Genomic DNA, 13,696 nt, shown 5'->3' on the forward strand with positions numbered 1-13,696 from the left:
GACTCGCGAGGAGCCCGTTCCAGACGCTTGTCGCCGGTTCGAGGGATGTGCACGGGTATCGACGCGAGAGGAAACTGCCCGAAAACAGGGCAGCGGATCAGCAGTCGGGTTGCCCTGCGGACACCGGTGAGAGTGGCCGCAGCGCGGTCCCGATTCAGGCGCTACGTGTCGATACCCGTGAACACGCCTGTTTGTTGTTCGGCTCTTTAAAAAAAGTGCCTGCGCAGCGATCGGTCAAGGCAGGATGACCTCGAACTATGACGAAGCTGTGATGCGTCAGCTGGCCTTGGGAGTGAATGGCCGGGGGTGGATGACGGCGCGCTGCCGTTCCTCCTGGAGGAACTTCATGATGATCGGCGCCACGGTTTCCGCGCGGGTCACCAGGAACAGGTGGCCGTCGTCGATCACGTGGAGCTCGGCGTTGGGGATGCGCCAGGCCAGCATGCGCATGTTGATCAGCGGGATGATCGGGTCGTCGTCGCCGGCGAGGATCAGCGTCGGCTGGCGGATCTTGTGCAGCCAGTGGATGCTGGTCCAGCCGAGGCCGGCGAACAGCTGCCAGTAGTAGCCCATCTTGCCGGACGAGCGGACCTTGCTGGCGAAGGCCATGGCCAGCTTGGGATCGCGGCGGAAGGCGCCGCCGTAGATGTCCGGCGCGATGTGCACACCGTAGGACGGCTGGATGTAGCGCCGCGGGCTGGCCATGCGCCAGAGCACCTTGGGCTTGCCCGGCACCATCACCGCGCCAGCGGCAGTGGCGGCGAGGATCAGCTTCTTGCAGCGCTCGGGATAGTCATGGGCGAACTGCTGCGCCAGGGCGCCGCCCCAGGACACGCCGATGGCGGTCACCTGGCCGTAATCCAGGTAATCGAGCATCCGCGCGGCCAGCTTGGCCAGGCCGGGGAAACGGTACGGCGTGCTGGGCGTGGACGAGCCGCCGACGCCGGGGACGTCGAAGGCGATCACCTCCAGGTCCGGGTCCAGCGCGGCGACGAAGGGGAACACCAGTTCGAGGTTGGCGCCGATGCCGTTGAAGATCAGCAGCGGCGTCATGTGTTTCTTGCCCGGGCGCACGGCGGTGCGGATGGTCTGCCCGTCGAGTTCGATGGTGCGGAACTCGAAGGGCTGCGCCGCCGGCGCCTTGCTCGGCAGGATCTCCTCGCCGCTGCGTTTGCTGCGTGCGCGCCGGCTCGTCGGCGCGGCCACTTCCACGGCCGTCGACGATTCTGGGGAGTTGGCGTCGTCCACGGCGCCGGCTTGCGGGAGGAGTTCTGTTTTCATCGTTCGTGTACGTAGGTTCCGGGGGAGGCTTCGCCAGCCGGGTGGGCCTTGTTGCCCAGGACGGACGGTGCCTTTTTCAGCTTGCCTGCGCGCTCGGCCAGCCATTGTTGCCAGTGCAGCCACCAGGAGTCGGCGTGCTTGCTGGAGTTTTCCTGCCAGGTCTTGGAGTCGACGGAGAGGTCAGGGCCGGTCATGAAGCGTGCCTTGGGGTTGCCCGGCGGGTTGAGGATGCTCTGGATGTGCCCGCTGTTGGACAGGATGAATTCGCACTTGCCGCCCAGCAGGCGGGCGGAGCGGTAGCAGGCCTCCCACGGCGTGATGTGGTCGGACAGGCCGGCCACGCAGTAGAAATCGCAGGTGACCTGCTTGAGGTCGATCGGCGTGCCGGAGACTTCCAGCGCGCCGGGTCGGGTCAGCGGGTTGGTCTTGAACATCTCCACCAGCTCGCCGTGCAGCGCGGCCGGCAGGCGCGTGGTGTCGTTGTTCCAGAACAGGATGTCGAAGGCCGGCGGCTCGTTGCCCAGCAGGTAGTTGTTGACCCAGTAGTTCCAGATCAGGTCGTTGGGGCGCATCCAGGCGAACACCTTGGCCATGTCCTTGCCTTCCAGCACACCGGACTGGTACGAGCGGCGCTTGGCGGTTTCCAGGGTCTTCTCGTCAGCGAACAGGGCAACCTGGGTGTCCAGCTCGAAGTCGAGCACGCTGACCATCTGGGTAAAGGCGTGCACCTTGTTCTCGCCCAGCGCCGCGTAGTGGCCCAGCAGAGTGACGGTGGTGATGCCGCCGGAGCAGGCCCCGAGCATGTTCAGGTCCTTGCTGCCAGTGATCTTCAGCACCACGTCGATGGCTTCCTTGAGCGCCTCGATGTAGGTGGTCAGGCCCCACTCGCGCTGCGCCTTGGTCGGGTTGCGCCAGCTGACGATGAAGGTCTGGATCTGGTTGCGCAGGCTGAAGCGCGCCAGGCTCTTCTCCGGCGACAGGTCGAAGACGTAGAACTTGTTGATCTGCGGCGGCACCACCAGCAGGGGGCGCTCGTGCACGCTCTCGGTGATCGGCTTGTACTGGATCAGCTCCAGCACGTCGTTGCGGAACACCACGGCGCCTTCGGTCACGGCCAGGTTCTTGCCGACCTCGAAGGCGTCCATGTTCACTTGGCTGGGCATGCCGCCATTGTTCACCAGGTCCTTGGCCAGGTGGGTGAGACCGTCGAGCAGGCTCTTGCCGCCAGTCTCGAAGAAGCGCTTGACCGCTGCCGGGTTGGACAGCGTGTTGGTCGGTGCCATGGCCTCGGTCATCAGGTTGATGACGAACTGGCCGCGGCTGATGTCCTGGGGCGACAGGTCGCTCTCGCCCATCCAGGTGTGCAGCTCCTTGCGCCAGGCCAGGTAGGTCTGCAGGTAGCGGCGATAGAGCGGGTTCTGGCTCCAGGCCGGGTCGTTGAAACGGCGGTCGTCGTCCGACGGCTTCAGTTCGGACTTGCCGAGCAGCACGTTCTTCAGCTCGAGGCCGAAGTGGGTCACGTGCTTGGCGCTGTGGAAGGGCTGCTTGATCGCTTGCAGCAGCACCATGCGGGCAGAGGTGAGCAGATCCTTGCCGCGAATCCCGATCACCGGGTTCAGGGCAAGGGTGTTTTCCGCGGCTTGCTGGGGTAGATCGCTGTTGTTCTTCTGGGTCATCGGCGACGCTCCATTGTCCTGAGACGCATACTGGCGGGGCTCACCTTCGTGACATGAGGCCAAGTACTGCTCGGGGTTGCGGAACGTGGAGACAGCTCCACGCGATTCATCTACTTGGCGGCATCACTGGAAGTTCAGGAGACCACGCTCTGTGCACTGTAACTCCGTACATTGCACTGCCTTGGTTACCCGAGTTTCCTTCGCCGCGCAAGCTGGTGCAGCGTGGGCCTTCTCCTCGGAGTATGTCGGGAAAAGTTAGAAAACGCGCCCTAGAGCGGGGGCATCTCGCCAACTCCCTGACGGCGGCCACGCGAACAGCAGTCTGCCGGAGAAATGTTGCAAATGGCGTGCCCTGGGCGATTGCCCGACGAAGGTTGGTGCGAAGAATGGAGCGGGAGCGGGGCGAACGACCTATCGGAGCGAGCTTGCTCGCGAACCGATTCCGCAGCGGGGCTATTCGCGAGCAAGGACCAGGCGTCCCCCTCGCTCCTGCAGGCAACGATGTGCGATGGCGGAAGCCTTACAGCATCAGCTTGACCACGGACTCCGACGGGTCGCGCGACTTGCCGGCCTTCTCCAGTTGCGCCAGGTAGTCGGCCCACATCTCGTCGTGGCGCACGCATAGCTCGTACAGGTAATCCCAGGTGAACAGGCCGCTGTCGTGGCCGTCATCGAAGGTCAGCTTGAGTGCGTACTGCCCGGCAGGCTCCAGGTTGCTCAGGCCGACATTCAGCTTGCCCACCTGCAGCACCGGATTGCCGTGGCCCTGTACCTCCGCCGACGGCGAGTGCACACGCAGGAACTCGGCAGGCAGGTCGTAGGACTGGTCGCCATAGGTCAGCGAGAGCTTCTTCGAGGCCTTGTGCAGCTTGATGGCGGTTGGGATGCGCATGGACGGCTCCTGGACGGCGATATCGGCATTGTAGCGCCGGCGGAAAACCAACGGGGCGCCCTGAGGCGCCCCGTCGCTGTGGCGTCGATCCGCTTACAGGATGTAGCGCGACAGGTCCTCGTCCTGGGCCAGTTCGCCCAGGTGGCCGTTGACGTAGGCCGCGTCGATCACGATGGCCTTGCCGCTGTGCTCGCTGGCCAGGTCCGCGGCATCGAACGACACTTCCTCGAGCAGACGTTCGAGCAGGGTGTGCAGGCGGCGCGCACCGATGTTCTCGGTCTTCTCGTTGACCTGGAAGGCGATCTCCGCGAGGCGCTTGATGCCGTCGGCGGCGAACTCGATGTCCAGGCCTTCGGTCTTCAGCAGCGCGGTGTACTGCTCGGTCAGCGACGCGTGCGGCTCGCTGAGGATGCGCTCGAAGTCGCTCGGGCTCAGGGCTTTCAGTTCGACGCGGATCGGCAGGCGGCCCTGCAGTTCCGGCACCAGGTCGCTGGGCTTGGAGAGGTGGAACGCGCCCGAGGCGATGAACAGGATGTGGTCGGTCTTCACCATGCCCAGCTTGGTGTTCACGGTGCAGCCTTCGATCAGCGGCAGCAGGTCGCGCTGTACGCCCTCGCGGGACACATCGGCGCCGCCGACGTTGCCGCGCTTGGCGATCTTGTCGATCTCGTCGATGAAGACGATGCCGTTCTGCTCCACCGCTTCCAGGGCGCGAGCCTTGAGGTCTTCTTCATTGACCAGGCGCTGCGCTTCCTCGTCGCGGATCAGCTTCATGGCCTCGGCGACCTTCATCTTGCGGCTCTTGCGCTTGCCCTTGCCCATGTTGGAGAACAGGCTCTGCAGCTGGTTGGTCATCTCCTCCATGCCGGGCGGAGCCATGATTTCCACGCCCGAAGGAATGTCGGCGACCTCGATGTCGATTTCCTTGTCGTCCAGCTGGCCTTCGCGCAGGCGCTTGCGGAACAGCTGGCGGGTGTTGGAGTCCTCGCGGGCCGGCTCGTCACCGAAACCGGCGGTACGCGCCGGCGGCAGCAGGGCGTCGAGGATGCGCTCTTCGGCGGCGTCTTCGGCGCGGTACTTGACCTTCTGCACTTCCTGCTCGCGGAGCATCTTGATCGCGGCATCGGCGAGGTCGCGGATGATCGACTCGACGTCACGGCCGACGTAGCCGACCTCGGTGAACTTGGTCGCTTCCACCTTGATGAACGGCGCGTTGGCCAGCTTGGCCAGGCGACGGGCGATCTCGGTCTTGCCGACGCCGGTCGGGCCGATCATCAGGATGTTCTTCGGCGTCACTTCGGCGCGCAGTTCGGTCGGCAGCTGCATGCGCCGCCAGCGGTTGCGCAGGGCGATGGCGACGGCGCGCTTGGCGTCGTCCTGGCCGATGATGTGGCGGTTGAGTTCGTGGACGATCTCGCGGGGAGTCATGGACATTTGACGGGCTACTCCGGAACGACAGCGCTTAGATGGCGCTGTCGAGCTCCTCAAGGGTCAGATTCTGGTTGGTGAACACGCAGATCGAGCCGGCGATGTTCAGGGCGGTCTCGGCGATCTCGCGGGCGCTCATCTCGTCGTTGGCTTTCTGCAGCAGCGCCATGGCGGCCGCCTGGGCGAAGCCGCCACCGGAGCCCATGGCAATCAGGCCATGCTCGGGTTCGACCACGTCACCGTTGCCGGTGATGATCAGGGATGCGTCCTTGTTGGCCACGGCCAGCATGGCTTCCAGGCGGCTCAGGGAGCGGTCGGTACGCCAGTCCTTGGCCAGCTCGACGGCAGCGCGCACCAGGTGGCCCTGGTGTTTTTCCAGCTGCTGCTCGAAGCGTTCGAAGAGGGTGAAGGCATCGGCGGTGGCGCCGGCGAAGCCGGCCAGTACTTCACCGTGGTACAGGCGGCGGACTTTCTTCGCGTTGCCTTTCATCACGGTGTTGCCCAGGGAAACCTGGCCGTCGCCGCCCATGACGACTTTGCCGTTACGGCGGACAGATACGATGGTGGTCAAGGGTCTTACTCCACACTAGCGGGGCGATGTGCCCGAATGCAGAGTCAGATGGGGACTAGGAAGGCGGGGTTCAAGTCCTGCACCGGACGAGCAGTGCGCATTTCACGCGCCACTCGTCGGTGCGGGCCTTGGAATCAGCGGGTCTGGCGCTGCTGTAACAGCAGGTTGCTGAAGCCGTTGCCGGCCAGTTGCTTCTGCGCGGCGGAGGCCTTGGCGCGGTCGCCGTAGGGGCCGACCATGACGCGGTACCAGGTTTCGTCGCGTACCGTACCGGACTCCACGCGGGCGTTCTGGCCCATCATGATGATCTGCGCGCGCAGGTGGTCGGCGTCGGTCTGCTTACGGAACGAGCCGGCCTGCAGGTAGTACTGCGTGGCGGCCACGGCCGGCGGCGGTGTCGGCTTGGCTGGCGCCGTATCGCTGGCCGGAGCCTGCGGCAGCGCCTGCTTCTGCGCGGTCGCGACCTGGGTCGCTGGCGGCGTCGCGGGGGTTGCCGGCTTGACCACTGCGGGCGGTGGCGGAGTCTGGCCGCTCAGGGCGGTCAGGGCACGCTGGGTGTCGATCTTCTCGGCTTCTTCCTTGGTGGCGACCACGGTCGGCGGCGGAGTCGGCTTGGCCGGTGGCGGCACGGCCTCTGGCGGCACGGCGACTTCCGAGCCCGGCAGCAGGGTGTAGAAGTCGTACTTGGGCTTCACCCCGGTCGGCGCGGCCGGCTGTTGCGGCTGCACAGTGCCGGACGGCTTGTTGGATCCGACTACGGCCTTGGGCGCCTCCGCCTTCTCGCGTTTGACGTCGTTGCGACCCGGCTCCAGCTTCATCAGGAACATGATGAAGCCGCCGATGGCCAGGCCGGCCACCAGCCATACCCAGCCGGGGACCGAACTCTTCTTGGCCGGGGCCTGGTAGCGGCTGGCGCCGCGCTTGGGAGCGGGTTTCTTCTTCGCCATGGGTGCTTACATGCGCTCCAGGGTTTCCAGGCCCAGCAACTCCAGGCCCTGCTTGAGGGTACGGCCGGTCAGCGCGGCAAGGCGCAGTCGGCTTTCCTGTTGCGCCGGGTCTTCGGCGGTGAGGATCGGGCAGTGCTCGTAGAAGCTGGAGAACAGGCCGGCCAGCTCGTACAGGTAGGCGCAGAGGATGTGCGGCACACCCTTGATCGCCACGTTGTTGAGCAGGTCGGTGAACTGCGCCAGCTGAGCGGCCAGGGCGATTTCCTGCGGTTGCTGCAGGACGATCTTGCCGCCCACTTCGTCATAACCCTTGCCCAGCTTGCGGAAGATGCTCGCTACGCGGGTGTACGCATACAGCAGGTACGGCGCGGTGTTGCCCTCGAAGCTCAGCATCAGGTCGAAGTTGAAGCTGTAGTCGCTGGTGCGGTGCTTGGACAGGTCGGCGTATTTCACCGCACCGATGCCAACGGCGTGGGCGATCTGGCGCAGGTCCTGCTCGCTGAAGTCGGGGTTCTTGGCCTTCACCAGGGTGTAGGCGCGCTCCTCGGCTTCGATCAGCAGGTCGATCAGTTTCACGGTGCCGCCGTCGCGGGTCTTGAACGGCTTGCCGTCAGCGCCGTTCATGGTGCCGAAGCCCATGTGCTCCAGGTCCATGCTGGCCGGAACAAAGCCGGCGCGGCGGGCGACTTCGAACACCTGCTGGAAATGCAGGGCCTGGCGCTGGTCGACGAAGTACAGCACGCGGTCGGCGTGCAGCACCTTGTGGCGGTAGCGCATGGCAGCCAGGTCGGTGGTGGCATAGAGGTAGCCGCCGCCGGCCTTCTGCACGATCACCGGCAGCGGCTCGCCTTCGGCGTTCTTGAACTCGTCGAGGAACACGCACAGGGCGCCGTCGCTCTCGACCAGCAGGCCCTTGGCGGTCAGGTCGGCGACCACTTGCGCAAGGTCGTCGTTGTAGGCGCTCTCGCCCTTCACGTCGGCCATGGTCAGCTTCACGCCCAGCAGGTCGTAGACCTTCTGGCAGTGCGACAGGGAAATGTCGTTGAAGCGGGTCCACAGGGCCATGCACTTGGGATCGTTGGCCTGCAGTTTCACCACCAGCTCACGGGCGCGGTTGGCGAACTCGGGGGACTCGTCGAAGCGTTGCTTGGCCGCGCGGTAGAAGACCTCCAGGTCGTGCAGTTCGGCCTGGGCGTCCACCGGTTGTTCTTCCAGGTAGGCCAGCAGCATGCCGAACTGGGTGCCCCAGTCGCCCACGTGGTTCTGGCGGATTACCGTGTCGCCGAGGAACTCCAGCACGCGGCTGACGCCGTCGCCGATGATGGTCGAGCGCAGGTGGCCGACGTGCATTTCCTTCGCCAGGTTCGGCGAGGACAGGTCCACCACCACGCGCTGCGCGGGGCCGGCCTTGCGCACGCCGATGCGTTCGTCGGCCAGGGCCTTGTCGAGGCTGGCGGCGAGCCAGGCCTGGTCCTGGAAGAAGTTCAGGAAGCCGGGGCCGGCGATCTCGACCTTGGCCACTTCCGGGCTCTGCGGCAGCGCCTCGACCAGCTTGGTGGCCAGGTCGCGCGGCTTCATGCCGGCGGGCTTGGCCAGCATCATGGCGATGTTGCTGGCGAAGTCACCGTGGGTTCGGTCCTTGGTGTTCTCCACCTGGATGTCGGGCGTCAGGCCGGCCGGCAGGGTGCCGTCTTCGGTGAGGCTGACAAGGGCTTGCTGGATCAGGTGGCGAATCGTGTCTTTCATGGTTTTCTCCGTGCTCGCGTGCATCCGGCGCGCGCGACCGGTTATCGGGCTCAGAACCGCGCATTATCCGTGGCTGGGCATGGCTTGCCAACCGCAGAGCGCTCCGAGTTCAGTCTCGCCGCTGTGCCATCCGTCGCGGCTGATGGAAGTCAATGTAGGACGGTTCCGGCTCGGCGGACGGGTTCTTGGGAATAAAAGAGGGTCGTCAGAACAGATCGATCGGGTCGACATCCAGCGACCAGCGTACCTGGCGCCCGCTGGGCATGCCCTCTAGCGTCTGCAGCCAGGGGGTGAGAAGACGGTGCAGCGGTGCGCGGGCCGTGCTCATCAGCAGCAGCTGGGCGCGATAGCGGCCGGCGCGACGCTCCATGGGCGCCGGTACCGGGCCGAGCAGTTCGACGTCGTGGCCCAGGGCGGCCTGCAGGCGCTCGGCCTCGGCGCAGGCCTCGTCGAGGAAACCTTCGGCCTGCCCTGGCTTGTGCGCCTCGGCGCGTAGCAGCGCCAGGTGCGAGAAGGGCGGCAGGCCGGCGGAGCGGCGCTCGGTGAGGGCCTGCTCGGCGAAGGCGAAGTAACCCTGCTCGGTGAGTTGTACCAGCAGCGGGTGGTCGGCCAGATGGGTCTGGATCAGTACGCGGCCCGGTTCCTCGGCGCGCCCGGCGCGGCCGGCGACCTGGACAATCTGCTGGGCCATGCGCTCGCTGGCGCGGAAGTCGGCGGAGAACAGCCCGCCATCGGCATCGAGGATCGCCACCAGGGTGACCCGCGGGAAGTGGTGCCCCTTGGCGAGCATCTGCGTGCCGACCAGGATGCACGGCTCGCCCTTGTTGATGGTGGCGAACAGGTCGCGCATGGCGTGCTTGCGCGAGGTGCTGTCGCGGTCGATACGCAGCACCGGGTAGTCCGGGAAGAGAATGCGCAGGCGCTCCTCGGCGCGCTCGGTGCCGGCGCCGACCGGGCGCAGGTCCACGGTGCCGCATTTCGGGCAGTTGCGCGGCGGCCGCTCGCGGTGGTCGCAGTGGTGGCAGCGCAGTTCGCCGCTGCCCTGGTGCACGGTCATCCGGGCATCGCAGCGCGGGCACTGGCTGATCCAGCCGCAGTCGTGGCACAGCAGGGTTGGGGCGAAGCCACGGCGGTTCAGGTAGACCAGCACCTGCTGACCGGCGGCCAGGGTTTCCTTGATCGAGCGCTGCAACGGCATGGAGATACCGGAATCCAGCGGCAGGCTCTTCACGTCCAGGCGGTGGAACTTCGGCTGGTGCGCGCCGCCGGCCCGCTGGGTCAGGCGTAGCAGGCCGTAGCGGCCGCTCTGGGCGTTGTGCAGGCTTTCCAGCGCCGGCGTGGCGGAGCCCAGCAGGATCGGCACGTTCTCCAGTCGCGCGCGCACCATGGCGAGGTCGCGGGCGTGGTAGCGCAGGCCTTCCTGCTGTTTATAGGAAGCGTCGTGTTCCTCGTCGATGATGATCAGCCCCGGATTCTTCAGCGGGGTGAACAGTGCCGAGCGGGTGCCGATGATGATGTCCGCCTCGCCGTCGCGAGCCGCCAGCCAGGCGTCCAGCCGCTCCCGGTCGGTCAGCGCCGAATGCAGCAGGGCGATTCGCGCGTTGAAGCGGCGCTCGAAGCGGCTCAGGGTCTGCGGGCCGAGGTTGATCTCGGGGATCAGCACCAGTGCCTGTTTGCCGGCCTCCAGGGTTTCACGGATCAGTTGCAGGTAGACCTCGGTCTTGCCGCTGCCGGTGACGCCTGCCAGGAGGAAGCTGTGGAAGCTGCCGAAGCCGGCGCGTACGGCTTCGAAGGCGGCACGTTGCTCGGCGTTGAGCGGCAGTTCCGCCTGCGCCAGCCACGGGCCATGGTGCGGTGGCACGCTGTGCTCGCGCACTTCCAGGGTGACCAGGCCTTTTTCCTGCAGCAGGTCGAGGCTGTCCTTGTTGATCTGCAACTGGCTGAGCAGGTCGTGGGCAACACCGTGTGGATGCTGCTTGAGGATCTTCAGCGTCTCGCGCTGGCGCGGCGCGCGGGCCAGGCGCGGGTCTTCCTCGCGGGCGCCGGGTTCGGCGTGCCAGAAGCGCTGCTGGCGTGCTTCGGCCGGATCGCCCTGGCGCAGCAGGTTGGGCAGCGCCCAGGAGAAGGTGTCGCCCAGGCTGTGCTGGTAGTACTGCGCCGTCCAGCGGCACAACTCCAGCAGGTGCGCGGGCATCGGCGGCTCGCGGTCGAGCACGGCCAGGGCCGGGCGCAGCTTGTCCGCCGGCACGTCGGAGGTTTCCACCTGTTCCACCAGCACACCGACCATCTCCCGCCGGCCGAACGGCACGCGCAGACGCACGCCCGGCTGCAGGCGCGTTACGTCGACCCCGCGCGGAGGCAGGTAGTCGAACAGGCGGCGCAGCGGCGAGGGCAGGGCGAGACGCAGGATGGCGGGTGTGGGCACGCGACGGATTCCGGGGCGGCTGGGAGCGCTGGATGGTAGCATGGGCAATGCGACGGTCGGTCATGCCTGATCTTGCGTTGAAAGCGTTCTCTGGTATGATCCACGCCCTTAATTTCCGTGCGGTGCCCGGTAAAAGATCCCGCCCGCGGTCCTTGATGACCGTGGCTCGGCTTCTGCCAGAGACTGGGTGGCGGCACACCACTGAGAGGAAGAGACCATGAAACCGGAAATCCATCCCGCGTACGAAGACATCGAAGCCACCTGCAGCTGCGGCAACGTGATCAAAACTCGTTCGACCCTGTGCAAAGGCATCCACCTGGACGTCTGCTCCGAATGCCACCCGTTCTACACTGGCAAGCAGAAAGTCCTGGACACCGGCGGCCGTATCGATCGCTTCAACCAGCGCTTCGCCATGTTCGGCGGCAAGAAGTAAGATCGATTTCCGGAAAGAACCTTCATGGTTTTTTACGGCATCTCGAAAAAGGCGTCCCTTGTGGGCGCCTTTTTTATGGCTGTCCTTTTTTCCCTGGACGCCAGCGCCGCCGCCTGCCCGAAGCCTTCGTCAGCGGAAACGGTACGCGTGGCACGGGTGGTGGACGGTGACACGCTGAAGCTGGCCGACGGCCGCAGTGTCCGACTGATCGGCGTGAATGCGCCGGAACTGGCCCACCAAGGTCGCTCCGAAGAGCCCTTTGCCGTCGCCGCCCAGCGCCGCCTGCAGGACCTGGTGGCGGCCAATGACGGTGAAGTCGGCCTGGTTACCGGTCGGCAGGGCAAGGACAAGTACGGCCGCACGCTGGCCCACGCCTATGACGCCCGTGGCAACAACCTCGAATCACGCCTGCTCGCCGAAGGCCTGGGCTACCTTGTAGCTATCGCCCCCAACACTGATCTCACCGCCTGCCAGCGCGCCGCCGAGCGCGAGGCGCGCAGCGCCAAGCTGGGGCTGTGGAAAAAGTCCCCGGTGCAGACGGCGCAGCAACTTCAGGACAGCGGCTTTGCGGTGGTGCGCGGTAGGGTGGAGCAGGTTCAACGCAACCGCGGCGGCCTGTGGATCGATCTCGATGGCCCGCTGGTGCTGCGTATCCAGCCGCGCCTCGTGAAGCAGTTCGACGATGCAACCCTGCGTGAGCTGAAGGGTCGACAAATAGAAGCGCGCGGCTGGGTCATCGACCGTTCCGAGCGCGGTGGAGTGAAAACCGGACAGGCGCGCTGGATGCTGCCTGTAACCGACCCGGCGATGATGGAGGTATTGCCATGAGCGTGCGCTCGTTCGGAATCCTGGTGTTGCTGGCGCTGCTGAGCGTCCTCGGCGGTTGCGCCACCAATCCGGCCACCGGCAAGTCTGACTTCGTGATGATGAGCGAGCAGAGCGAGCTGGAGATGGGCCAGAAGTACAGCCAGGAAATCGCCAAGCAGTACCCGCGCTATGAGGATGCCAAGCTGCAGGCCTACGTCCAGCAGGTTGGCGAGCGGGTTGCACGCGCCGGCGACCGGCCGCAGCTGCAGTATCACTTCACGGTCATCGACACCCCTGACATCAACGCCTTCGCCCTGCCCGGCGGCTACATCTATATCCACCGCGGGCTGATGGCGTATCTGGGCTCGGAGGCGGAACTGGCCGCCGTGCTCGGCCACGAGGTCGGCCACGTGACCGCGCGGCATAGCGTCAAGCAGCAGAGCCAGTCCAGCGCCTGGAGCATCCTCGGCCAGGCCGTGGCCCTCGGCACCGGTGTCGGCGCTGCCGCCGACCTCACCAACGTGCTCGGCACCGCCTTCGTGCGTGGCTATGGCCGCGACATGGAGCTGGAGGCCGACGGCCTGGGCGCCAAGTACCTGGCCCGCGCCGGCTACGACCCGACCGCCATGATCCAGGTGGTGCGGGTGCTGAAGAACCAGGAAGACTTCGCCCGCGACGAGGCGGCGCGCAAGGGCCAGGCGGCCCAGCCGGTCGGCTACCACGGGCTGTTCGACACCCACCCGGACAACGATGAGCGCCTCAAGCAGGTCCTCGGCCCGGCCCAGGCCCTGGCCGGCAGTGGCCAGCGCGAAGTCGCTGCCGAGCGCTACCTGAAAGCCATCGACGGCATGCCCTTCGGCGATTCCGCCGCCAGCGGCGTGCGCCGCGGGCAGAGCTTCTACCACTCGGAACTGGACTTCACCCTGACCTACCCGGCCGGCTGGGGCATCCTCAACCAGCCGACCGCGCTGGTGGGCTACACCGCCGACCAGCAGGCCTACATCGGCATGAAGCTGGTACCGCGCGATGGCCAGCTGACTCCGGCGGAATACCTGCGCAAGGGGGCTGGCGGGCGGTTATCGAACGAAGAAAGCTTCCAGCAGAACGGCCTCGACGTTGCCACTGGCGTGGTTCCCGGCAATCCGGCGCGTCGTGCGGCCGTGGTCTACCAGAAGGACCATGCCTACCTGTTCATCGGTGTGGTCAAAGGTCGCGCCTCGCTGGAGAGTGAGGACGATCACTTCATGCAGGTTATCCGCAGCTTCCGACCCATGCGTGCCGACGAGCAGAAACTCGCGCAACCGCGCCGGATCGCCGTCGTTCAGGTCAAATCCGGGCAGACTGTCGAGCAGTTCGCGAAGGCAGAAACCGGTCCGGAATCTGACTCGATAAATCGTATACGTTTATTGAATGACTTGTATCCAACTGGTCAGCCAAAACCGGGCGACTGGCTGAAAGTCGTACGCTAGAGGTCTTGACAGCTGGGGCCT

General features: G+C 65.9%; 11 protein-coding genes. 3 read left to right on the forward strand and 8 right to left on the reverse strand.

Going from position 1 to position 13,696, the window contains the following annotated elements:
* Positions 1-276 precede the first annotated feature (276 nt).
* The 8 genes from phaZ to RS899_RS29415 all read right to left on the reverse strand — a co-directional run bounded on the left by phaZ (position 277) and on the right by RS899_RS29415 (position 11,008).
* Positions 277-1,281 carry a poly(3-hydroxyalkanoate) depolymerase gene (gene phaZ / locus RS899_RS29380; protein ID WP_226045854.1) on the reverse strand — a complete coding sequence of 335 codons (1,005 nt, stop codon included), beginning with the start codon at positions 1,279-1,281 and terminating at the stop codon, positions 277-279.
* On the reverse strand, positions 1,278-2,957 hold the full coding sequence (gene phaC / locus RS899_RS29385) for a class II poly(R)-hydroxyalkanoic acid synthase (RefSeq protein WP_315808679.1): 1,680 nt from the start codon (positions 2,955-2,957) through the stop codon (positions 1,278-1,280). Before phaC ends, phaZ begins: the two co-directional genes overlap by 4 nt.
* Before the next feature lie 520 nt (positions 2,958-3,477).
* Complete coding sequence (locus RS899_RS29390; RefSeq protein ID WP_054907859.1) at positions 3,478-3,849, reverse strand: gamma-butyrobetaine hydroxylase-like domain-containing protein; 372 nt, start codon at positions 3,847-3,849, stop codon at positions 3,478-3,480.
* A 93-nt stretch (positions 3,850-3,942) separates the two neighbouring features.
* Entirely contained in the window at positions 3,943-5,283 is a 1,341-nt protein-coding gene (gene hslU, locus RS899_RS29395; RefSeq protein WP_315808680.1) for an ATP-dependent protease ATPase subunit HslU, read from the reverse strand.
* A gap of 28 nt (positions 5,284-5,311) precedes the next feature.
* Positions 5,312-5,848 carry an ATP-dependent protease subunit HslV gene (gene hslV / locus RS899_RS29400; protein ID WP_024766505.1) on the reverse strand — a complete coding sequence of 179 codons (537 nt, stop codon included), beginning with the start codon at positions 5,846-5,848 and terminating at the stop codon, positions 5,312-5,314.
* Positions 5,849-5,982: 134 nt separating this feature from the next.
* Complete coding sequence (locus tag RS899_RS29405; RefSeq protein ID WP_054907860.1) at positions 5,983-6,795, reverse strand: SPOR domain-containing protein; 813 nt, start codon at positions 6,793-6,795, stop codon at positions 5,983-5,985.
* A gap of 6 nt (positions 6,796-6,801) precedes the next feature.
* Positions 6,802-8,541 carry an arginine--tRNA ligase gene (argS, locus tag RS899_RS29410; RefSeq protein ID WP_037013402.1) on the reverse strand — a complete coding sequence of 580 codons (1,740 nt, stop codon included), beginning with the start codon at positions 8,539-8,541 and terminating at the stop codon, positions 6,802-6,804.
* Positions 8,542-8,746: 205 nt separating this feature from the next.
* A complete protein-coding gene (locus tag RS899_RS29415; protein ID WP_315808681.1) occupies positions 8,747-11,008 on the reverse strand; it encodes a primosomal protein N' in 2,262 nt (753 codons plus the stop codon).
* 175 nt (positions 11,009-11,183) lie between these two features.
* On the opposite strand from RS899_RS29415, the gene rpmE reads away from it, so the two are divergent.
* The 3 genes from rpmE to RS899_RS29430 are packed head-to-tail and all read left to right on the forward strand — an operon-like array spanning position 11,184 to position 13,675.
* A complete protein-coding gene (gene rpmE, locus RS899_RS29420) occupies positions 11,184-11,399 on the forward strand; it encodes a 50S ribosomal protein L31 (RefSeq protein ID WP_024766509.1) in 216 nt (71 codons plus the stop codon).
* 24 nt (positions 11,400-11,423) lie between these two features.
* Entirely contained in the window at positions 11,424-12,227 is an 804-nt protein-coding gene (locus RS899_RS29425; RefSeq protein WP_315808682.1) for a thermonuclease family protein, read from the forward strand.
* Positions 12,224-13,675, forward strand: coding sequence for a M48 family metalloprotease (locus tag RS899_RS29430; RefSeq protein WP_037007575.1), 1,452 nt, complete (start codon positions 12,224-12,226; stop codon positions 13,673-13,675). The genes RS899_RS29425 and RS899_RS29430 overlap by 4 nt, the downstream gene beginning before the upstream one ends.
* The last annotated feature ends 21 nt before the right edge of the window (positions 13,676-13,696 follow it).

The sequence above is a fragment of the Pseudomonas sp. C9-3 genome (assembly GCF_032392015.1).
Classification (GTDB): Bacteria; Pseudomonadota; Gammaproteobacteria; order Pseudomonadales; family Pseudomonadaceae; genus Pseudomonas; species Pseudomonas nitroreducens.